Below are 21790 nucleotides of genomic sequence, written 5' to 3'. Positions count from 1 at the left end.
ACCAGTCGCCGCGCAACCTACGCCGCGGGCTGTGGACAACCCGGCGGGGAACGTGGCGGCGGAGGGCGGATGGGCAGCGGCTAAAGTCGGCCACATGACCAAGTGGGAATACGCAACCGTGCCGCTGCTCGTCCACGCGACGAAGCAGATTCTGGACACCTGGGGCGAGGACGGCTGGGAGCTCGTCCAGGTCGTGCCCGGGCCGAACAACCCCGAGCAGCTCGTGGCCTACCTCAAGCGGGAGAAGGCGTGAGCGCGGTCGAGGCCCGGCTGGCCGAGCTGGGCCTGACCCTGCCGGAGGTCGTACCGCCGCTGGCCGCCTACCAGCCCGCGGTCCAGTCGGGCGTCTACGTCTACACCGCCGGCCAGCTCCCCATGGTGGAGGGCAAGCTTCCGGTCACCGGCAAGGTGGGCGCGGAGGTCACGCCGGAGGAGGCCAAGGACCTCGCCCGCACCTGTGCGCTGAACGCCCTGGCGGCGGTCAAGTCGGTCACGGGCGACCTCGACCGCATCGCGCGCGTGGTGAAGGTGGTGGGCTTCGTAGCCTCGGCCTCGGACTTCACCGGCCAGCCCGGCGTGATCAACGGCGCGAGCGAACTCCTGGCAGAGGTCCTCGGCGACAAGGGCGTCCACGCGCGAAGCGCGGTAGGTGTGGCGGTACTGCCGCTGGACGCACCGGTCGAGGTCGAGTTCCAGGTGGAACTGACGGAGGCGTAGGCCTCCGGCGGTGGGGCGGTGGGGCGGTGGGGCGGTGTGCCTGGGGTGCTGCGCTTCCCGACGCCGGTCCGGATCTCTCAGCTCGTCCGCCACCTCTCGACGCCGGTCGGCATCATCCAGCCTGTCCGGCGTGCGAGGAGGGGCTGTGTCCGTCCCGATCGTCCGCCCACCCGCTGGGGCTTCGCCTCTCGACGCTGGTGCGGATCATTCAGCCGGTCCGGCGTTTGAGGGCAAGGCCCCTTCAGGGCCGGAGCGGGGTCTGGGGCGGCAGCCCCAGCGGGGGCGAAGGGGCGGAGCCCCTGGGGATGGGACGGGTAGGGGCGGCGGGGGCGAAAGACTCCGCCGCAGGTCGGCCTCGGCGCCGCCCCCGGTCACCCCTCGAACATCCGCGCACCAAGAGATAGCCTCCGCCCATGGCGAATGGGCAGTGGTATCCGAAGGAGTGGCCCGACCTCATCCGCGCACTGGCGGACGGCACCCTCACCCCGGTGCCCCCAAAGCGCGCGGCCACCGTAATGCTCCTGAGGGACACCGGCACCGACACCGAAACCGGCCCCACCGTCCACATGCTGCGCCGCCGCACCTCCATGGCCTTCGCAGGCGGCGCGTACGCGTACCCGGGCGGCGGCGTAGACCCCCGCGACGACGACCACCACATCCGCTGGGCGGGCCCCACGCGCGCGTGGTGGGCGGCAAGGCTGGGCGTCGACGAGACGACGGCCCAGGCGATCGTCTGCGCGGCCGTACGCGAGACGTACGAGGAGGCAGGCGTCCTCCTCGCCGGCCCGACCCCGGACTCCGTCGTCGGCGACACCACGGCCGACGACTGGGAGGCGGACCGCGCGGCCCTGGTCGCCCGGGACGTGTCCTTCGCGGAGTTCCTGGACCGCCGCGGCCTCGTCCTCCGCTCGGACCTCCTCGGCGCCTGGACCCGCTGGATCACCCCGGAGTTCGAACCCCGCCGCTACGACACGTGGTTCTTCGTCGCCGCCCTCCCGGAGGGGCAGCGCACCCGCAACGCCTCCACGGAGGCCGACCGCACGGTGTGGATCCGCCCCCAGGACGCGGCCTACGCGTACGACAAGGGCGAGCTGCTGATGATGCCGCCCACCATCGCGACCCTGCGCCAGCTGACGCCGTACGCCACGGCCGCCGAGGCCCTCGCCGCCGCCCCCGGCCGCGACCTGACCGCCGTACTGGCGCAGGCGCGCATCGAGCACGGCGAGATCGTGCTCTCCTGGCCGGGCCACGACGAGTTCACCAAGCACATCCCGACCGGTGGAGCCCTCGCATGACGGACGCAGCAGCCCTTCCCGGCCAGCCGCGGGGCGGGGTCCTCGCGGGCCCCGCCACCCCGCGCGCCGTCAACGTCCTGGCACCCAACGCCTCCGCGATGACCCTGGACGGCACGAACACCTGGATCCTCTCGGAACCGGACTCCGACCTGGCCGTCGTCGTCGACCCGGGCCCCCTGGACCAGGGCCACCTGCGCAACGTCGTGGACACGGCCGAGCAGGCCGGCAAGCGCGTCGCCCTGACCCTGCTCACCCACGGCCACCCCGACCACGCCGAGGGCGCCGCCCGCTTCGCCGAACTGGCCGGCACGAAGGTCCGCGCCCTGGACCCGGCACTGCGCCTGGGCGACGAGGGCCTGGCCGCCGGGGACGCGGTACGGGTCGGCGGCCTGGAGCTGCGCGTGGTCCCGACGCCCGGCCACACCGCGGACTCGCTCTCCTTCCACCTCCCGGCCGACCGGGCGATCCTGACCGGCGACACGATCCTCGGCCGCGGCACGACGGTCGTGGCCCACCCCGACGGCCGGCTGGGCGACTATCTGGACTCCCTGCGCCGGCTGCGGTCCCTGACGGTCGACGACGGCGTCCACACGGTCCTCCCCGGCCACGGCCCGGTCCTGGAGGACGCCCAGGGCGCCGTCGAGTTCTACCTCGCCCACCGCGCGCACCGCCTGGCCCAGGTGGAGACGGCGGTCGAGAACGGCTACCGCACCCCGGAGCAGGTCGTGGCCCACGTGTACGCGGACGTGGACCGCTCCCTGTGGCCGGCGGCGGAACTGTCGGTACGGGCGCAGCTGGACTATCTGGAGGAGCACGGCCTCATCTAGTGCCCCGGCAGGCAACATTCGCCCCGTCGCGACGCCCGGCACGCTCCCCCACTGCCTTAAGGGCGTGGGAGGTGCCCCCACTCGCCGCACCGGCCAAAAGCCCAAGTACGTCCAGTACGAGGGCTTTCGTCCGGCGCGCCGAAAGCACGCACCGGACACCGCGGGCACCGCACAGGACTTTCGAAACACCCCCTAGTCCGCCGGAGTCCAGGCTGCCGCATCGGAGCGCGACGCTGTGCCGCCACCGCGCGCGATGGGACCCCGCCTCTTCCGAGACGGGGCCCCATCGGCGTACGACTCGATGCGTCGCGACTCGATGCGCGCCTAGCGCGACCGCTTGGCCAGCCGCTCGACGTCCAGCAGGATCACCGCACGCGCCTCCAGGCGGAGCCATCCGCGCTGCGCGAAGTCGGCCAGCGCCTTGTTCACCGTCTCGCGGGACGCGCCGACCAGCTGGGCCAGCTCCTCCTGCGTCAGGTCGTGGACGACGTGGATGCCCTCCTCGGACTGCACGCCGAAGCGGCGGGAGAGGTCGAGAAGCGCGCGGGCCACGCGGCCGGGGACGTCCGAGAAGACGAGGTCGGACATCGCGTCGTTGGTGCGGCGCAGCCGGCGCGCTACTGCGCGCAGCAGCGCGGTGGCCACCTCGGGGCGGGCGTTCAGCCAGGGCTGGAGGTCGCCGTGGCCCAGGCCCAGCAGCTTGACCTCGGTCAGCGCGGTCGCCGTCGCCGTACGCGGGCCCGGGTCGAACAGCGACAGTTCGCCGATGAGCTCGCCGGGGCCGACCACCGCCAGCATGTTCTCGCGACCGTCGGGTGAGGTGCGGTGGAGCTTCACCTTGCCCTCGGTGACGACGTAGAGCCGGTCACCGGGGTCGCCCTCGTGGAAGAGCGAGTCACCGCGCGCGAGGGTCACCTCACTCATGGAGGCGCGGAGCTCCGCGGACTGCTCGTCGTCGAGAGCAGCGAAGAGCGGGTTGCGCCGCAGAACGTCGTCCACGAGTTCTCTCCTTGTCGACCTGCTCAGGGGATCTTGCTCCCCCTTGGTACCAGGGGACCGTGCTCCCCATTTTGCCGGACGGTCCAAACAGTGTGATCTATCACAAGGATGCCGCACACATGTCCTGAGGTAAGCGGCAGGGGTCCAATTGGGGGCTGATCTTCAGGGTCCGGGGCGGATGTCGGTGCCGGGCTTTAGGCTGGCCGGGTGTCCAAATCGCCGGTGAGAGCACAGGCCAAGGGGGCTGGGCGGGTGGTTGTACGTCGTGATTCCGCTGTGGGCGAACAGGACCCCGGTGGCGGAAAGAAACCGGCAAAAGTGGCGAAACGGGTGCCAGCAAAGAAGGCGGCGGCGGTGAAGGTGGCGGCGGTGAAGGCCGCCGCCAAGCCCGAGTCTCCCACCGCCCTCGTGCGCCGAGCCCGCCGTATCAACCGCGAGCTCGCCGAGGTCTATCCGTACGCCCATCCCGAGCTGGACTTCGAGAACCCCTTCGAGCTCGTCGTCGCCACGGTGCTGTCCGCCCAGACCACCGACCTGCGCGTCAACCAGACCACGCCGGCCCTCTTCGCCAAGTACCCCACCCCCGAGGACCTGGCCGTCGCCAACCCGGAGGAGGTCGAGGAGATCCTGCGGCCCTGCGGTTTCTTCCGGGCCAAGACCCGATCGGTCATAGGGCTGTCCAAGGCGCTGGTGGAGAACCACGGCGGCGAGGTACCCGGCGGCCTCGAAGATCTCGTCAAGCTGCCCGGCGTGGGCCGTAAGACGGCGTTCGTGGTGCTCGGGAACGCGTTCGGGCGGCCCGGCATCACCGTGGACACGCACTTCCAGCGGCTGGTGCGGCGCTGGCGGTGGACGGACGAGACCGACCCGGACAAGATCGAGGCCGCCGTCGGCGCGCTCTTCCCGAAGAGCGACTGGACAGACCTCTCCCATCACGTGATCTGGCACGGCCGCCGCATCTGCCACGCCCGCAAGCCCGCGTGCGGGGCCTGCCCCATCGCCCCGCTCTGCCCGGCGTACGGCGAGGGCGAGACAGACCCCGAGAAGGCGAAGAAGCTCCTCAAGTACGAGAAGGGCGGCTTCCCCGGCCAACGCCTGAAGCCCCCGAAGGAGTACCTGGACGCGGGCGGCAAGGCGGCCCCGCCGCTGGGGGCCGGATGACGGGGCGGGGAGGGGCCGGGAGCCACGGCCAGGACCGGCCCTCGAGCCACGACCGCGACCGGGCCGGGGCGGCGGGCCACAACCCCGGCCATTCCCCGGGCCACACCCAGCCCCAGCCTCAGCCCGAGGACCATGCCCAGCCCAAGGATCATGGCCAGCCCCAAGCCCAGGAACGATCTACGCGCCCTCGGGCGTTGGACACGGCAGGACGACGGGGGTGGCTATGACGTGGGCGAGTGATACGCAGGGTGGGCCGGTGGTGGTCAGCAAGGTCGGGCTGCCGGGGTGGCTGGAGCCGGTGGTGCACGCCGTGGAGACGGTCGAGCCGGTGCAGCTGAGCCGGTTCCTGCCGCCGGCGGACGGCGCGGGGCGGCAGTCCGCCGTTCTCGTCCTCTTCGGTGAGGGCGAGCGCGGGCCCGAGGTGCTGCTCATGGAGCGGGCGAGTTCGCTGCGGTCGCACGCCGGGCAGCCCTCCTTCCCGGGCGGCGCCCTCGACCCCGAGGACGGCGACCCGAAGGCCGACGGGCCGCTGCGGGCCGCGCTGCGTGAGGCCGAGGAGGAGACCGGGCTGGATCCGGCCGGTGTCCAGCTCTTCGGCGTGCTGCCCAAGCTGTACATCCCGGTCAGCGGCTTCGTCGTGACGCCCGTACTGGGCTGGTGGCGGCGCCCCACCCCGGTCGGCGTCGTCGACCCGAACGAGACGGCCCGGGTCTTCACCGTCCCCGTGGCGGATCTCACGAACCCGGACAACCGGGCCACCACCGTCCACCCCAGCGGCCACCGAGGCCCGGCATTTCTGGTTGAATCGGCCCTGGTGTGGGGGTTCACAGCGGGCATCATCGACCGTCTGCTGCACTTCGCGGGCTGGGAGCGGCCCTGGGACCGGGACAAGCAGGTCCCGCTCGACTGGCGGTCATGACAGGGTGTCTGACGTGAACGTGCTGGACATCCTGTTGCTGGTCGCCGCCGTGTGGTTCGCGATCGTGGGCTATCGCCAGGGCTTCGTCGTCGGCATCCTGTCGGTGATCGGCTTCATGGGCGGCGGCCTCGTGGCCGTGTACCTGCTCCCGGTCATCTGGGACGCGCTGACCGACAACGCCGAGGTGAACACGACCGCCGCCGTCGTCGCGGTCGTCGTCGTCATCGTCTGCGCCTCCGTGGGCCAGGCCTTGACCACTCACCTCGGCAACAAGCTGCGCCGGTACATCACCTGGTCCCCGGCCCGCGCCCTGGACGCCACCGGCGGTGCCCTCGTCAACGTCGTCGCGATGCTCCTCGTGGCGTGGCTGATCGGCTCCGCCCTCGCGGGCACCACCCTGCCGACGCTCGGCAAGGAGGTCCGCAACTCCAAGGTGCTGCAGGGTGTTTCACGGGCGCTGCCCTCCCAGGCCGACACCTGGTTCGCGGACTTCTCCTCGGTCCTCGCGCAGAACGGCTTCCCGCAGGTCTTCAGCCCGTTCGCGAACGAGCCGATCAACGCGGTCAAGCCCCCCGACCCGGCCCTCGCCAACAGCGCCGTGGCCACCCGTGCCCAGCGCTCCATCGTCAAGGTCGTCGGCACCGCCCAGAGTTGCGGCAAGGTCCTGGAGGGCACCGGCTTCGTCTTCGCCGACCGCCGTGTCATGACCAACGCGCATGTCGTCGGCGGCGTCGACGAGCCCACCGTCCAGATAGGCGGTGAGGGCAGGAAGTACGACGCGACGGTCGTCCTCTACGACTGGCAGCGCGACATCGCCGTACTCGACGTACCGGACATGAGCGCGCCCGCGCTGCAGTTCACCTCCACCGACGCCCGCAGCGGCGACAGCGCGATCATCGCGGGCTTCCCGGAGAACGGCTCGTACGACGTCCGTGCCGCGCGCGTACGCGGCCGACTGCCGGCCAACGGCCCGGACATCTACCACCGCGGCACCGTGCGCCGAGACGTGTACTCGCTCTACGCGACCGTCCGCCAGGGCAACTCCGGCGGCCCGCTGCTCACCCCGGAGGGCAAGGTGTACGGCGTGGTCTTCGCGAAGTCCCTGGACGACGCCAACACCGGCTACGCGCTCACCGCGGACGAGATCCAGGAGGACATCGCCCAGGGGCGCGCCGCGAACCAGCAGGTGGACAGCGACAGCTGCGCGCTCTGATCCACGGGAGTGTGCCGACGGCCGTCCGGGGACTCAGCCGCGTGGGTGGCGCAAACGTACCGAGACCCAGCGGGCCCGGCGGCGCAGGATGCGCGGGATGTCGACCCGGGGGTCGGCGCCCGCCATCTGCGGGGCGCTGCCTCGCTGGTGGGAGTTCAGGCCCGAGGCCGAGCGGCGATTGCGTGCTGCGTCACTGTAGTCGTGCGTCCAGCCCATACCTCGACGTCTGCCCCTGCCTCATGGTCGATAACCGCCCCCAGGGCCCCCAATTGGCCTATGCGCCAGGCAATTGGCTGTTCGTAGGACAGGCGTTCAGATCCGGATACCGGGCGCATCGGCTCGGTCACCGATCGGGTTCGGGATCTTTGAGCCAGTTGACCAACTCGGCGGAGAAGGCGACCGGATCCTCCTCGTGCGGAAAATGCCCGAGCCCGTCGAACAGCCGCCAGCGGTACGGCGCTTCCACGTACTCGCCGGATCCGGCGGCGCTCCGCGTGCGCATCACCGGGTCGAGCGAGCCGTGCAAGTGGAGCGTGGGCACGCGCACGGGTCGCTTCATGCGCCGGTTGAACTGGATGCCGTCGGGACGGGCCAGGGAGCGGACCATCCAGCGGTACGGCTCGATGGAGCAGTGCGCCGTCGACGGGATGCACATCGCCCGGCGGTACGTCTCCACCGCCTCGTCGTCCGGGAGGCGCGGGCCCGACCAGTCCCGGACCAGCCGGGCGACCAGCGCACCGTCGTCGGCCGTCAGCTGCCGCTCCGGGATCCAGGGCCGCTGAAACCCCCAGATGTAGGAACCGGCGGTCGTCTGCTTGACGTCCGAGAGCATCGCCGACCGCCAGCGCCGGGGATGCGGCATCGAGGACACCGCGAGCCGCCGGACGAGCTTCGGGCGCATCACGGCCGCCGTCCACGCCAGATATCCGCCCAGGTCATGACCGACCAGCGCGGCGTCCGGCTCACCGAGCGAGCGGACCACGCCGGTGATGTCGAGGGCGAGGTTGGCGGGGTCGTAGCCCCGGGGCGTGCGGTCGCTGCCGCCGACGCCCCTGAGGTCCATGGCGACGGCCCGGAACCCGGCGTCGGCGAGGGCGGTCAGCTGGTGCCGCCACGTCCACCAGAACTGCGGGAAGCCGTGCAGCAGCAGCACCAGCGGCCCGTCACCCAGCTCGGCGATGTGGAAGCGCGCCCCGTTGGCGGCGACCTCGCGGTGCGTCACCTTTCTCCCGCTGGGGAGGACGTCCGGTCGCACGACCGAGGCGGGCTGGGCCGAAGGTGTGGCGGGATCCGTCATGACGACGAGCGTGCCACAGCCTCGATGGCCGCGGGGGACCGGTCCTCCAGGGCCGGCGTCGGACGCGGGTGCGGCTTGGCCTTCTGCAGGACGCCCGCCGACTCCTTCACCGAGGCCGCGACCTTCTGCGGGCCCTTGCTCTTCTTGGCCTTCTTCGCGAAGGTCACGCCGACCAGCCCGAGGACGCCGGCGACGAGGACGTTCGCGGCGAAGGACAGCACGAAGCAGAGCGCGAGGTTCCAGTCGCTCCAGGTCTGAATGCCGTACGCCAGGGCGAAGTTCAGCATCGGCAGGGAGAACACCAGCACCACACCGGCGGCCATGAACGCGCCGCCGCTCGTCGCGCCGCGCTTGACGTCCTGCCTGAGCTGCGCCTTCGCCAGCGCGATCTCGTCGTGCACCAGCGCGGACATCTCGGTCGTCGCCGAGGCGAACAGCTGGCCGATGCTGCGTTCGGCGCCGACCGGGCTGCCGTCGGGTGCGCTCATCGCGGTCTCCCTCGTCTGTGTACGGTTCCGTGCCTGACTGCGTACGGTTCCGTCTTTTGTACCGTCCCGTCAGATCATGCCGGACGGCCGTCGTCATCGCCTGCCCCGCCCGGCACTTCGGCAAGCGCGTGGCGCTCGGCGACCATCCGTTCGGCGATGCGGCGGTGCTCCGCGGCCTTGCGGTCGAGGATGGCGGCCATCCGCAGGTGGTACTCCGGCTGGTCCTCCTCGTAGATGTCCGGGATGCCGTCGTGGTCCTCGTCGCGCTCCTCGGCCTCGCACAGCCGGCGGTACTTGCCGTTCCGTATCTTCAGCAGCACCGCCGCCAGGGTCGCAGCGATGAGGGAGCCGATCAGTACGGCGGCCTTGACCTCGTCGGTCAGTACGGCGTCGCCCTCGAAGGCCAGCTCGCCGATGAGCAACGAGACGGTGAACCCGATGCCGGCGAGGGTCGCCACCGCGAACACGTCGGCCCATTCGAGGTCGTCGCTGAGCGAGGCCCGGGTGAAGCGGGCCGTCAGCCACGTACCGCCGAAGATGCCGAGCGCCTTGCCGACGACCAGCCCGAGCACGACGCCCAGGGTCTCCGGCTTGGTGAACACGTCGCCGACGGCGTTGCCCGAGATGGATACGCCGGCGCTGAAGAGGGCGAACAGCGGCACGGCCAGGCCCGCCGAGAGGGGGCGTACGAGATGCTCGATGTGCTCACCCGGGGAGTGCTGCTCGCCCTCGTGCCGTGTGCAGCGCAGCATCAGGCCCATGGTGACGCCGGCGATGGTGGCGTGGACGCCGCTGTTGTACATCAGCCCCCAGATGACCAGGGCGAGTGGGACGTACACGTACCACCCGCGTACGCCCTTGCGGAGCAGCAGCCAGAAGACGGCGAGGCCGATGACGGCGCCGGCGAGCGCGGCGAAGTCGATGGTGTCGGTGAAGAAGACCGCGATGATCAGGATCGCGAAGAGGTCGTCGACGACGGCGAGGGTGAGCAGGAAGGCGCGCAGGGCGCTGGGCAGGGACGTGCCGATGACCGCGAGGACGGCGAGCGCGAAGGCGATGTCGGTGGCGGTCGGGACCGCCCAGCCTTCGAGCGATCCGCCCCCGGCGACGTTGGTGAGGAGGTAGACCAGCGCGGGCACCGCCATGCCGCACAGCGCGGCGACGACCGGCAGTGCGGCGGCCTTGGGATCCTTGAGGTCACCGGCGACGAGTTCACGCTTGAGCTCGATGCCGGCGACGAAGAAGAAGATCGCCAGCAGTCCGTCGGCGGCCCAGTGTTCGAGGGAGAGGTCGAGGCCGAGGGCCTCGGGGCCTATGTGGAAGTGGCTGACGCTTTCGTAGCTGTCGTGCAGTGCGGGGACGTTCGCCCAGATCAGCGCGGCGATCGCGGCGAGCAGCAGCAGCACACCGCCGACGGTCTCGGCGCGCAGCGCGTCCGTGACGAAGGTCCGTTCGGGCAGGGAGAGACGTCCGAGAACCTTGGGGGGAGCGGTGTTGCGGGGCGCGGGCACAGGGAGACCTCCGGTTGGCTGGCAGCACGGATCACATGCCGACCAGACTTCCCGGCGCACCTGAGGCTGATGATGTTTTGCTTAGTTTACCTAAGGTGCCACGGGAAAAATCGGGCCATCACCACGTTAGGTGCGAAAAGGGCACCCGGCGCGCTTGTCGCCGGGTGCCCTCGGAGCCGTGCCGCTCAGTGCGGACGTACCGCTCAGTCCTCGCTGGGCGCCGCCGGGAGCTTCGCCTGGATGAGGTCCATCACCGTCGAGTCCGTCAGCGTGGTGACGTCACCCAGCTGGCGGTTCTCGGCGACGTCCCGCAGCAGACGGCGCATGATCTTGCCGGAGCGGGTCTTCGGCAGCTCGGCCACCGGCAGGACCCGTTTCGGCTTGGCGATCGGGCCGAGCGTGGCGCCGACGTGGTTGCGCAGGTCGGCGACCAGGTTCGCGTCCTCGGCGTTCGCCGTGCCGCGCAGGATCACGAAGGCGACGATGGCCTGTCCGGTCGTCTCGTCGGCGGCTCCCACGACGGCGGCCTCGGCGACGGACGGGTGGGAGACGAGGGCCGATTCGACCTCCGTGGTGGAGATGTTGTGCCCGGAGACGAGCATGACGTCGTCGACGCGCCCGAGGAGCCAGATATCCCCGTCGTCGTCCTTCTTCGCCCCGTCACCGGCGAAGTACTTTCCCTCGAAACGCGACCAGTACGTGTCGAGGAACCGCTGGTCGTCGCCCCAGATGGTGCGCAGCATCGACGGCCACGGCTCGGTGAGGACCAGGTAGCCGCCCCCGCCGTTCGACACCTCGTTGGCCTCGTCGTCGACGACGGTCGCGGAGATGCCCGGCAGCGGGGTCTGCGCGGACCCCGGCTTGGTCTGCGTGACGCCCGGCAGCGGCGAGATCATCATCGCGCCGGTCTCGGTCTGCCACCAGGTGTCGACGATCGGCGTCCGGTCGCCGCCGATGTGCTTGCGGTACCAGATCCAGGCCTCGGGGTTGATGGGCTCACCCACGGACCCGAGCACGCGCAGGCTGCTGAGGTCGAACTTCGCGGGGATGTCGTCGCCCCACTTCATGAACGTACGGATCGCGGTGGGCGCCGTGTACAGGATGGTCACCCCGTACTTCTGCACGATCTCCCAGAACCGGCCCTGGTGCGGGGTGTCCGGCGTGCCCTCGTACATGACCTGCGTCGCGCCGTTCGCCAGCGGCCCGTAGACGATGTACGAGTGCCCGGTGACCCAGCCGACGTCGGCGGTGCACCAGTAGACGTCGGTCTCCGGCTTGAGGTCGAAGACGGCGTGGTGGGTGTAGGCGGCCTGGGTGAGGTAGCCGCCGGAGGTGTGCAGGATGCCCTTCGGCTTACCCGTCGTCCCGGACGTGTAGAGGATGAACAGCGGGTGCTCCGCCTCGAACGCCTCCGGGGTGTGCTCGGTGCTCTGCCGCTCGACGATCTCGTGCCACCAGACGTCGCGGCTGTCGTCCCAGGCGACCTCCTGCCCGGTACGTCGTACGACGAGCACGTGCTCGACGTTGTCCACCTTGCCGATGGCCTCGTCGACGGCCGGCTTGAGTGCGGACGGCTTGCCGCGCCGCCAGCCGCCGTCGGTGGTGATGACGACCTTGGCGTCGGCGTCCTGGATACGGGTGGCGAGGGCGTCCGCCGAGAAGCCGCCGAAGACGACGGAGTGGGCGGCGCCGATCCGGGCGCAGGCCAGCATCGCGATCGCCGTCTCGGGGATCATCGGCATGTAGACGGCGACCCGGTCGCCCTTCTGAACCCCCAGTTCCAGCAGGGCGTTCGCGGCCCTGGACACCTCGTCCTTGAGCTCGGCGTAGGTGATGGCGCGGCTGTCGCCGGGCTCGCCCTCGAAGTGGATGGCGACCCGGTCGCCGTGTCCCGCCTCGACATGCCGGTCCACGCAGTTGTACGCGACGTTCAGCTCGCCGTCGTTGAACCACTTGGCGAACGGCGGGTTCGACCAGTCCAGCGTCTCCGCCGGCTCCTTGGCCCAGGTCAGCCGACGGGCCTGCTCGGCCCAGAAGCCGAGCCTGTCAGCCTTGGCCTGTTCATACGCCTCCGCGGTGACGTTGGCGTTGGCGGCCAGGTCGGCGGGGGGTGCGAACCTGCGCTCTTCCTTGAGCAGGTTGGCCAGGCTTTCGTTGCTCACGACATCTCCCTTTCCCAGGGTGTCCGTTGTGTCCCAGGCCACAGCTCATCAGACCGGGGGGTCCGCTGACAAGGGCCGATGGAGAATTGGTTTAGACCTGTGTGCGGTCGTTTCCACGCCGCTCCCGACAGCGGGGGTCATCCGTACTCACGGACGCCGACCGGGCAGAGTTCAGCACTTGTAACGCCTCTCACACTCCGGCCCAAGCACAGGTGAAGCACCATGACGGGAGGGGACCCGGACTCAGTGCGGCCCCGCTCCGAGGGCCGCACATCTGCCGAAAGCGGTCAGGACGGGGTCACGCCGACAGGTCCGCCGCCCCCCACATGGTCGAACACCTCGTCCCCGCTCGCCTCCGCGAGCAGGTACGCCTGTGCCTCGCCCACATGGAAGTACATCCCGTGCAGCTCCAGCACCCCTTCCTGCAGCGCCCGGGCCACCGACTCGTGCGTCCGCAGATGCTCCAACTGCTGGACCACGTTGCTCAGACAGAGCTGCTCGACCGCGTCCGCCGGTGCCCGGCCGGCCAGGCGGGCCCACGGCCGGCTGTCGTCGGACATGCGCTCCAGGCTCGGCAGCGCGTGCCGCAGCCACCGCTTGAGCGGGGTCTGCGGGCCGCCCGGCTCGGAGCTGAGCAGCGCCTGCATGGCCCCGCACCCGGAGTGCCCGCACACCGTGATGGACCGCACCTGCAGTACGTCCACCGCGTACTCGATCGCGGCCGCCACCGAGTCGTCCCCGCTCTCCTGGCCGGGCAGCGGAACGAGGTTGCCCACGTTGCGCACCACGAACAGGTCACCGGGACCACTCGAGGTGATCATCGATGTGACCAGCCGTGAGTCGGCGCAGGTGAGGAAGAGCTGGGCGGGCCGCTGGCCCTCACGCGCCAGCCGCGCCAGCTCACCCCGCACCAGGGGCGCGGTGTTGCGCTGGAACGCCCTGATGCCACGCGCCAGTTCCCTCCCGCTCGGCCCGGTCCCGCCGGCGGTCCTGCCCGGTCCGCCGGAGCCACCGGACGCGTCGTTCCCGTCGTTCCCGTCGCTCGCGCCCGGGTGTCCGCCCTGGGGCGGCGCGGGCTGCGGGCGCTCGCACTGGTGGTTGCGCCAGGGCGTCCAGGGGCTGCAACGGCAGCCGGTGGAGTCCGCCGGGTCGGCCACCGGGGTGCCGGTGGGGTCGTCGGCCGGGCTCACCGGTTCGCCGATCCGCACCCCGGTGCTGCGGCCGGTCAGCTCGACGGAGCCGCCCTGCGAGATGTGCGCGTTCTGCCAGTCCTGCAGTGACTCGTACGCCGCGTGGTCCATGAACGAGCCGTCCAGTTCCACGACGGCTCGGGCGCCTTGGGGTACGAGATGCAGGGCACGGCTGAGCCGTGGCACCGCGAGGAACGTCAGCTGTCCTCGTACGTGGACGTGATGGACTCCTTCCCGTACGTCATGGGTGATCCGGGTGCGGGTGAGGCGGTGCAGGGCGACGGCCACGGCCACGGAGACCCCGAGCGCCACGCCCTCCAGGACGCCGAGGATCACCACGGCGAGTGCGGTGACGACGTACACCAGCACTTCGCGGTGGCGGGTCACCGTGCGGATGTGGTGCAGGGACACCATCTGGATGCCGACGGCCATCACCAGGGCGGCGAGCGAGGCGAGCGGGATGAGTTCCAGGAGCGGGACCATCAGCAGCGCGGCGACCAGTACGAGAACGCCGTGCAGCATCGTGGAGTTCCGGCTGATCGCACCCGCTTGGACATTTGCCGCGCTGCGCACCGCGACGCCCGTGACGGGCAGACCGCCGAGTGCGCCGGAGACGATGTTCGCCGCGCCCTGGCCGCGCAGTTCGCGGTCGAGGTCGGCGCGTGGCACGGGCGGCGCCTGCTTACGGGTGGCGGCCAGCTTGTCCACGGCCACCGCGGACAGCAGCGACTCGACGCTGCCGACCAGAGTGACGGTCAGGACGGCGGCGATGATCCCGGCCACGGGGCCCTCCGGCAGCCCGGCCAGGGCGTGACTGCGCCACGAGGGCAGGTCGACCCGGGGCAGCTGCAGCCCTGCGAAGGCCGCCACCGCGGTGGCCGCCGCCACCGCCGCGAGGGCCGCCGGGAGATGACGTACGACGCGTCCCACCCGGCCGGGCACACGCGGCCACACCAGCAGAACGGCCAGGGTCAGGACGCTCATGGAGAGGGCGGCCGGGTGCAGGTCGGCCAGCTGGGCGGGCAGTTCGCGCACGTTGTCCACGACGGAGCTGTGGGGCGTACCGCCCAGGACGATGTGCAGCTGGGCGACGGCGATGGTGACGCCGATACCGGCGAGCATGCCGTGCACGATGGCCGGGCTGACGGCGAGCGCGCCGCGCGCCACGCGCAGGAAGCCCAGGCCGAGTTGGGCGATTCCGGCGAGGACGGTGAGGGCGCAGGTCGTGCGCCAGCCGTAGAGCTGGATGAGGTCGGCGGTGACGACGGTGAGTCCGGCGGCGGGGCCGGTGACCTGGAGCGGGGCTCCGCCGAGGCGTCCGGCGACGAGTCCTCCGACGGCGGCGGCGACGAGGCCGGCCTGGAGGGGTGCGCCGGTGGCGAGGGCGATGCCCAGGGACAGGGGGAGGGCGATCAGGAAGACCGCGATCGAGGCCGAGAGGTCGGCGCCCGCGATGCGGAAGCGGCGGGGCCGGGGCGGGGGCGGGCTGTGGGGCTCGTTGTCGCGCTTCGTGTGGTTCGAGTGGTCGGCGCGGGTGGGGACGCAGGCGGACATGTTCCCGTCTCCTCCGGGGCAGCGCGGTCGCGGATCTGGTGGTCCCCGGCTCCAAGGCAGGGGGTCGGGTCGCGGCCGTGTGATCACGGCATGCAGCGGCGGGATGAATCAACGCTCAGTAAATGAATCGTAATGCAGAGTAAAGGGCAAGCATAGACTTACCAGGCAAATGGGTGAATAGCTCATCTGGATGAGTGAAGTGGCCTCTTGATCGGCTTGTCGTACTAATTCCTTCTCGGTCCCGTGCGACCTTGGCGGCGCTGTCGGCGTTTTCCCGGCAGATCATCAGGAAGCGCCCTTGCCGGCGTTGGTCCGAGAGAAGGAAGAGGTGGGCGGAACATGGCCGCCACTCAGAGGATCGCCGCGGGCGCCGTGGTCGCCGCGGTCTGTGCCGCATCACTCGCCGGTTGCGCCGCCGGAGACCCCGGCGCCAATGCCTCGGACAGCGGCGTCAAGGAGGGAGCGCCCGGTCCGCAGAAGGCGAAGCCGGCCGCCCCGCCGCCCAGGAGCGCGGTCCGCCTGATCGGCGACGGCTCCACCTCGTACACCGGGGCGCAGCCGCACCTGCCCCGGCCCGAACGCCTGAAGCCCGGTCAGAAACCCCCGCAGTTCGTGGTGTTCTCCTGGGACGGCGCGGGTGAGGACGGCCAGCGGCTGTTCTCCCACTTCCGCAAGGTCGCCAAGGCGAACAACGCGACGATGACGTACTTCCTGAGCGGCGTGTACATGCTGCCGGAGGAGAAGCGCAGCCAGTACCGACCGCCCCAGCACTCCCCGGGCCGCTCCGACATCGGCTTCAACGACGAGCAGGGCATCGCCGACACCGTGCGGCAGCTGCGCGGGGCGTGGCTGGAGGGCAACGAGATCGGCACCCACTTCAACGGCCACTTCTGCGGCAGCGGCGGCGGGGTCGGCGAGTGGTCGGTGGAGGAGTGGAAGGACGAGATCGCCCAGGCGAAGAAGTTCGTGAAGTCCTGGAAGACCAACACCGGCATGACGAAGGCGGCCCCGCTGCCCTTCGACTACGACAAGGAACTCATCGGGGCCCGCACCCCCTGCCTCGAAGGGCGGGAGAACTTCATGAAGGCGGCCCGCGAACTGGGCTTCCGCTACGACACCAGCGGCGTCAACAACCAGCTCTGGCCCGGGATGAAGGAGGGCCTGTGGGATCTGTCGATGCAGCTCGTGCCGTTCCCCGGGCGCTCCTTCGAGCAGCTCACCATGGACTACAACTTCATGGTCAACCAGTCCGGCACCAGGAGCCAGGGTGACCCCGCCAAGCACGAGTTCTGGGGCGACCAGATGCGCGACGGTCTCCTCCAGGGCTTCCAGCGGGCCTACGACGGCAACCGCGCGCCCCTGATCATCGGCAACCACTTCGAGTCCTGGAACGGCGGCACCTACATGCGGGCCGTCGAGGAGGTCATCGAGCAGGTGTGCACCAGGTCCGAGGTGCGCTGCGTGTCCTTCCGGCAGCTCGCCGACTGGCTGGACGCCCAGGACCCGGACACCCTGGCCAAACTGCGCACTCTGAAGGTCGGTGAGGCGCCGAAGCAGGGCTGGGCCGCCTTCCTGGCGGGCCGCCCCGCCCCGGCCCCGAAGGGTGTGCCCGGGGCGGCGGCGGCCCGGCGGTAGGAGCCGTCAGGCCGGGGTGACGACCCCCTCGCCGAGGACGAAGCCGGGGTCGACCTGCGCGGCCAGGTCGGCCCCCGTCCGTTCGTTGCCCCACGACTGCGCGTTCTTCAGGTGGAAGTGCACCATCTGGCGCGTGTAGCGCTCCCAGTCCCGCAGTCCGTACGTCGCGTCGGCGGCCGTCCGCAGCCGGCGCAGCGCGGTGCGGTTGTGGTCCTCCAGGAGCTCGAACCGGGGCGGCCGGCCCTTCTCCATGGCGCGCACCCAGTCCGAGTGCCCGACCGTCACAAGCAGGTCGTCCCCTACTTCGGTGCGGAGGAAGTCGAGGTCGTCCTGCCCGTGCACCTTGTTGCCGACGACCTTCAGGGTGACGCCGTAGTCACGGGCGTACTCCTTGTACTGGCGGTAGACGGAGACCCCCCTCCGGGTCGGCTCGGCGACGAGGAACGTGATGTCGAAGCGGGTGAACATGCCGGAGGCGAAGGAGTCCGAGCCCGCCGTCATGTCCACCACGACGTACTCGTCCGGTCCGTCCATCAGATGGTTCAGGCACAGCTCCACCGCTCCCGTCTTGGAGTGGTAGCAGGCGACCCCCAGGTCGGCGTCCGTGAAGGGGCCGGTGACCATCAAACGGACGGCGCCGCCGTCGAGTTCCACCGGCCGGGCGCAGGCGTCGTACACCGGATTGTTCTCGCGCACCTGCAGCAGCCGCGAGCCCTCGCCGGGCGGTGTCGTCTTGATCATCGTCCCGGCGGAGGCGATGCGCGGGTTGGTGCCGCGCAGATAGTCCTTGATCAGCGGCAGCCGGTCGCCCATCGCGGGAAGTGCGGCGGCCTCCTGCTCGTCGAGGCCGAGCGCGGTCCCGAGGTGCTGGTTGATGTCGGCGTCGATCGCGACGACCGGTGTGCCGGCGGCCGCGAGATGGCGGATGAACAGGGAGGACAGGGTCGTCTTGCCACTGCCGCCCTTCCCGACGAAAGCAATTTTCATGTTCACTAAGGGTAGTGCCGCGATGGCTGTACATGGCGCACGGACGTGAAGAAGGCCACTCGATCGTGGGGCGCACCCCCCGGGCGCTTACTGTCGTACTCATGAGTACGACAGGGGCGAACGCCGATCCGCTCGCGGCCCTGGGCTCGCTGCCCGGTGTGGCCGAGTCCGTGGAGTCCGTGCGCAAGGCCGTGGACCGGGTCTACGGGCACCGGGTCATGCGGCGCCGCAGCAACGAGATCACCTCCGAGGCGGCCCTGCGCGGCGCCCGCGGCTCCGGCGCCCTGTCCGGCGCCGACTGGGCGCTCGAAGAGGTGCGCCGCCGCACCGACTTCAGCGGTGACGACGATGCGCGCGTCATGGGCGCGGCGCTCAGGCTGACCGCCGAGGCGGGCCAACTGCTGTCCATCTGGCGGCAGTCGCCGCTGCGGGTGCTGGCGCGGCTGCATCTGGTGGCGGCGGCGACCAAGGGCGAGCAGGTCGGGCGTCCGCGTCAGGCGGCCGAGCCGGTCGACGAGCCGCTGATCGAACTGCCGCTGCCGGGCGCGGCGGAGACGCACGGCCGCCTGGACGGCCTGGCCGAACTGGTCATCGCCGGCGGTTCGGCGCCCGCGTTGGTGCAGGCCGCCGTCGTGCACGGTGAACTCCTCGCGCTGCGCCCCTTCACCTCGCACAACGGCCTGGTCGCGCGCGCGGCCGAACGCATCGTCCTGGTCGGCAGCGGCCTCGACCCGAAGTCGGTCTGCCCGGCCGAGGTCGGCCACGCCGAACTGGGCCGCGCGGCCTATCTGGCGGCGCTTGACGGCTATGTCTCCGGCACCCCGGAAGGCATGGCCGCCTGGATCGCCCACTGCGGCAAGGCCGTCGAGCTGGGCGCCCGTGAGTCGACGGCGGTGTGCGAGGCGCTGCAGCGCGGGGCGGCGTAACGAGACAAGGCCGTCATCCGGGGGCCGTACAAAGGTTGCGGCGGTACGAGTTCTCGTACCGCCGCTGGCATGTCCACCGGGTTACCAAGCGTCCTCGATATATTGCCCATCAGGTCGGGAAACTTTGCCCGTCCCTGGTGCGGCTGGCCCGTAATCGACGGGTCGACGTCGCGTGGGTGCCCGGTGTCCATGCTCGGTCCGTGGGGCCAAATGCGTTTTTAAGGTGATCCTCTCGGATGTCCTTGGTCTCGCGGGCCGTTGAGTCCTTTGTACTCCAGGTCCGCAGCAAGCGGAAGTGCTGGCTGCGGTTCTTTACTTTCACTCTCAAAAAGGCGTTAAACGGGCAGCGGTCGGTCAGGCGATCGCCGCGCGGCGCCGACTGGCGTACCAGACGAGGCCCGCGGTGGCCGCCGCGGCTCCTATCGCCGCCGCCGCGACGAGTGCCGGACGGGGTGGCACGGAGAACGTGGGAATCCGCTGCTTGAGCCGCACCGGCCGGTGGAAGTCCAGAATCGGCCACCCGCGCGCGAGGGCTTCCCGGCGCAGCGCGCGGTCAGGGTTCACGGCGTGCGGATGGCCCACGGACTCCAGCATCGGGACGTCCGTCGCCGAGTCGCTGTATGCGTAGCAGCGGGAGAGGTCGTACCCCTCGGACTCGGCCAGCTCCTTGACCGCCTCGGCCTTGGTCGGGCCGTACGCGTAGTACTCCACCTCCCCGGTGAAGCAGCCGTCGTCGCCCACGACCATGCGGGTCGCCACCACCCGGTCGGCGCCCAGGAGTTCGCCGATCGGCTCGACCACCTCGGCGCCCGACGTGGACACGATCACGACGTCGCGGCCGGCGATGTGGTGCTCCTCGATGAGGGAGGCGGCCTCGTCGTAGATGATCGGGTCGATCAGGTCGTGCAGCGTCTCGGCGACGATCTCCTTGACCAACTGGACGTTCCAGCCGCGGCACAGCGCGGACAGGTACTCGCGCATCCGCTCCATCTGGTCGTGGTCGGCGCCGCCCGCGAGGAAGACGAACTGGGCGTAGGCGGTGCGCAGGACGGCTCTGCGGTTGATCAGACCGCCTTGGTAGAACGACTTGCTGAAGGTGAGCGTGCTCGACTTCGCAATGACCGTCTTGTCCAGGTCAAAGAAGGCCGCTGTGCGGGGCAAGGAGTGGTTTTCCACAGGCTTGAGCATAGGCGCAGCCCATTCGGCGTAAGGTGGGCGCGTGGGTTTGCCTGAGAGGCCTCTCGGGTACACCATGGAAGTCACGGATCGTTCGCGACCGTGCTAACCCGGTCCGGCTCCTCCCCCCCCGAGTCGGCCGTGGAGACGACCCCCGCTCTCCCCCCCGGCGGGGGTCGTCGCATGTCCGGATGGGTTTTCCCGCCCCTTCCCCCCTTCTCTCCACGGCCGCGAGGCCGACGCGAGGCGGCTGCGGCCGCCTCTTCCGCGCGCCCGTGATCCATCACTGTACGTAACCGTCGCGCTGCTCTGTGGAAGTCGCACAGGGGGTGGCACGGGGGTCACCGGTATGGGTGACGGCGATATTCACAACCGCTGAGTTGTCCACAGATATCGACCAAGATCCACAAGATTTCCGGGATCGCTGCACCGTGATTCCAGCGCGTCCCGCTCGCGGCGAGTTCATGGCCGGATCCGGTTAGTCGGGCGCGTTTGGCCGGTTCGTATCGGCCGCTCATATGGAGGCCGGTCGCCGGTTCTCCACATGTCTGGGATTCGCGGGGCCGTGCGGGCCGCGCGAGCAACGCAGCGAAGGGGGATGGCAGCCGTGACCGCAGCTGTCACACACGATCCGCCGCCCGCCGCCTCGGGGCGGCCCGGCAAGCCGTTGATCGTCACGGAGGACGTCGAACTGCTGGACGACCTGCTGCGTCTGTGCGCGGCCGCCGGCGCCACACCGGAGGTCCACCACGGGGTGCCGGAGCCGAGAAGCAGCTGGGAGGCGGCACCGCTTGTCCTGGTCGGCGACGACGCCGTACGGCGTGTACGCGGGGCCGCGCGCCGCAGAGGCGTGGTGCTGGTCGGCCGGGACCAGGACGACTCCGGGGTCTGGCGGCGGGCCGTCGAGATCGGCGCCGACCACGTCCTGATGCTGCCCGACGGGGAGCAGTGGCTGGTCGACCGCATCGCCGACGTCGCCGAGGGCGTCGGCCGGCCCGCCCTCACCGTCGGCGTCATCGGCGGCCGCGGCGGGGCCGGAGCGTCCACGCTCGCGTGCGCCCTCGCCGTCACGTCCGCGCGTGAAGGGCTGCGCAGCCTCCTCGTGGACGCCGATCCGCTGGGCGGCGGACTCGACGTACTCCTCGGCGGAGAGACCGCGGAGGGCCTGCGCTGGCCCGCGTTCGCCGCCTCGCGCGGGCGGGTCGGCGGCGGGGCCTTGGAGGAGTCGCTGCCCCGGCTGCACTCCCTGCGCGTCCTCAGCTGGGACCGCGGCGACTGCGTCGCCATCCCGCCGCAGGCGGTCCGCGCGGTGCTGGCCGCGGCCCGGCGCCGGGGCGGCACGGTCGTCGTCGACCTGCCGCGCCGTATCGACGACGGGGTCGCCGAGGCGCTCGCCCAGCTCGACCTCGGGATCCTCGTGGTCCCCGCGGAACTCCGCGCCGTCGCCGCGGCGGGACGGGTCGCCTCCGCGGTCGGGATGGTCCTGCGGGACCTGCGGGTGGCGGTACGCGGGCCGTACGCACCCGGCCTCGACGACCGTGAGGTGGCCCGGCTGCTCGGGCTGCCACTGGCGGGCGAGGTGCCGGTCGAGTCGGGGCTGCTCCGGCCGGACGAGGGCAAGGAGCCGCCGGGGGTGGCGGGGCGGGGGCCGCTGGCGCGGTTCTGCAAGGGGTTTTGGGAGCGGGCGCTTTTGGAGGCGGGGGGCGCGTGAGTACGGCGTTGGGGGTTGTGGG

The 21790-nt window shown here is 70.9% G+C and carries 19 protein-coding genes; 10 read left to right on the top strand and 9 right to left on the bottom strand.

The genetic code is table 11. The features are described from left to right. The first annotated feature begins 94 nt into the window (after window positions 1-94). The 4 genes from AQJ91_RS52990 (at window position 95) to AQJ91_RS41945 (ending at window position 2839) form a co-directional block, all read left to right on the top strand. Window positions 95-253 carry a Sp36 family protein gene (locus tag AQJ91_RS52990; protein ID WP_003967454.1) on the top strand — a complete coding sequence of 53 codons (159 nt, stop codon included), beginning with the start codon at window positions 95-97 and terminating at the stop codon, window positions 251-253. Continuing rightward, the gene (locus tag AQJ91_RS41955) at window positions 250-717 is read left to right on the top strand and encodes a RidA family protein (protein WP_067033332.1); all 468 of its coding nucleotides are present in this window, start codon (window positions 250-252) and stop codon (window positions 715-717) included. The genes AQJ91_RS52990 and AQJ91_RS41955 overlap by 4 nt, the downstream gene beginning before the upstream one ends. A 413-nt stretch (window positions 718-1130) precedes the next feature. Further along, complete coding sequence (locus AQJ91_RS41950) at window positions 1131-2012, top strand: NUDIX hydrolase (protein ID WP_067033330.1); 882 nt, start codon at window positions 1131-1133, stop codon at window positions 2010-2012. Then, window positions 2009-2839, top strand: a complete 831-nt coding sequence (locus tag AQJ91_RS41945; protein ID WP_067033328.1) for an MBL fold metallo-hydrolase — start codon at window positions 2009-2011, stop codon at window positions 2837-2839. The genes AQJ91_RS41950 and AQJ91_RS41945 overlap by 4 nt, the downstream gene beginning before the upstream one ends. A 324-nt stretch (window positions 2840-3163) precedes the next feature. Here AQJ91_RS41945 and AQJ91_RS41940 read toward each other — a convergent pair whose 3' ends face one another. Continuing rightward, the gene (locus AQJ91_RS41940; protein WP_015658871.1) at window positions 3164-3838 is read right to left on the bottom strand and encodes a Crp/Fnr family transcriptional regulator; all 675 of its coding nucleotides are present in this window, start codon (window positions 3836-3838) and stop codon (window positions 3164-3166) included. Between the two features lie 252 nt (window positions 3839-4090). Here AQJ91_RS41940 and nth point away from each other — a divergent pair, with 252 nt between their 5' ends. The 3 genes from nth (at window position 4091) to AQJ91_RS41925 (ending at window position 7131) form a co-directional block, all read left to right on the top strand. Beyond that, window positions 4091-4999, top strand: coding sequence for an endonuclease III (gene nth, locus AQJ91_RS41935; protein ID WP_067033325.1), 909 nt, complete (start codon window positions 4091-4093; stop codon window positions 4997-4999). A gap of 223 nt (window positions 5000-5222) precedes the next feature. After that, a complete protein-coding gene (locus AQJ91_RS41930) occupies window positions 5223-5918 on the top strand; it encodes an NUDIX hydrolase (protein WP_067033324.1) in 696 nt (231 codons plus the stop codon). 13 nt (window positions 5919-5931) lie between these two features. Then, the gene (locus AQJ91_RS41925; protein WP_067033321.1) at window positions 5932-7131 is read left to right on the top strand and encodes a MarP family serine protease; all 1200 of its coding nucleotides are present in this window, start codon (window positions 5932-5934) and stop codon (window positions 7129-7131) included. Window positions 7132-7164: 33 nt separating this feature from the next. Here the strand turns inward: AQJ91_RS41925 and AQJ91_RS56805 are convergent, their stop codons facing one another. The 6 genes from AQJ91_RS56805 to AQJ91_RS41895 form a co-directional block, all read right to left on the bottom strand. Continuing rightward, complete coding sequence (locus AQJ91_RS56805) at window positions 7165-7347, bottom strand: hypothetical protein (RefSeq protein ID WP_067033319.1); 183 nt, start codon at window positions 7345-7347, stop codon at window positions 7165-7167. 127 nt (window positions 7348-7474) lie between these two features. After that, window positions 7475-8428 carry an alpha/beta fold hydrolase gene (locus AQJ91_RS41915; RefSeq protein WP_067033317.1) on the bottom strand — a complete coding sequence of 318 codons (954 nt, stop codon included), beginning with the start codon at window positions 8426-8428 and terminating at the stop codon, window positions 7475-7477. Beyond that, entirely contained in the window at window positions 8425-8916 is a 492-nt protein-coding gene (locus AQJ91_RS41910) for a phage holin family protein (RefSeq protein WP_067033315.1), read from the bottom strand. Before AQJ91_RS41910 ends, AQJ91_RS41915 begins: the two co-directional genes overlap by 4 nt. Before the next feature lie 74 nt (window positions 8917-8990). Then, the gene (nhaA, locus tag AQJ91_RS41905; RefSeq protein ID WP_067033312.1) at window positions 8991-10427 is read right to left on the bottom strand and encodes a Na+/H+ antiporter NhaA; all 1437 of its coding nucleotides are present in this window, start codon (window positions 10425-10427) and stop codon (window positions 8991-8993) included. A gap of 203 nt (window positions 10428-10630) precedes the next feature. Next, a complete protein-coding gene (acs, locus tag AQJ91_RS41900; RefSeq protein ID WP_067033376.1) occupies window positions 10631-12589 on the bottom strand; it encodes an acetate--CoA ligase in 1959 nt (652 codons plus the stop codon). 287 nt (window positions 12590-12876) lie between these two features. Then, window positions 12877-15333, bottom strand: a complete 2457-nt coding sequence (locus AQJ91_RS41895) for a bifunctional SulP family inorganic anion transporter/carbonic anhydrase (protein ID WP_067033309.1) — start codon at window positions 15331-15333, stop codon at window positions 12877-12879. 339 nt (window positions 15334-15672) lie between these two features. Here AQJ91_RS41895 and AQJ91_RS41890 point away from each other — a divergent pair, with 339 nt between their 5' ends. Further along, window positions 15673-16968, top strand: a complete 1296-nt coding sequence (locus AQJ91_RS41890) for a polysaccharide deacetylase family protein (protein WP_067033306.1) — start codon at window positions 15673-15675, stop codon at window positions 16966-16968. A gap of 6 nt (window positions 16969-16974) precedes the next feature. Here the strand turns inward: AQJ91_RS41890 and AQJ91_RS41885 are convergent, their stop codons facing one another. Then, window positions 16975-17955, bottom strand: coding sequence for an ATP-binding protein (locus tag AQJ91_RS41885; protein WP_067033303.1), 981 nt, complete (start codon window positions 17953-17955; stop codon window positions 16975-16977). 101 nt (window positions 17956-18056) lie between these two features. Between AQJ91_RS41885 and AQJ91_RS41880 the strand changes: the two genes are divergently transcribed. Beyond that, entirely contained in the window at window positions 18057-18881 is an 825-nt protein-coding gene (locus AQJ91_RS41880) for a Fic family protein (RefSeq protein ID WP_067033300.1), read from the top strand. A gap of 354 nt (window positions 18882-19235) precedes the next feature. Here AQJ91_RS41880 and AQJ91_RS41875 read toward each other — a convergent pair whose 3' ends face one another. Continuing rightward, on the bottom strand, window positions 19236-20069 hold the full coding sequence (locus tag AQJ91_RS41875) for an HAD family hydrolase (RefSeq protein WP_067033297.1): 834 nt from the start codon (window positions 20067-20069) through the stop codon (window positions 19236-19238). A 586-nt stretch (window positions 20070-20655) separates the two neighbouring features. Between AQJ91_RS41875 and ssd the strand changes: the two genes are divergently transcribed. Continuing rightward, complete coding sequence (ssd, locus tag AQJ91_RS41870; RefSeq protein ID WP_067033294.1) at window positions 20656-21768, top strand: septum site-determining protein Ssd; 1113 nt, start codon at window positions 20656-20658, stop codon at window positions 21766-21768. The last annotated feature ends 22 nt before the right edge of the window (window positions 21769-21790 follow it).

This window comes from Streptomyces dysideae, from assembly GCF_001514305.1.
GTDB classification, from domain to species: Bacteria; Actinomycetota; Actinomycetes; order Streptomycetales; family Streptomycetaceae; genus Streptomyces; species Streptomyces dysideae.
The sequence above is the reverse complement of the archived record's forward strand: the minus strand, read 5'-3'. Positions and strand labels throughout refer to the sequence as shown.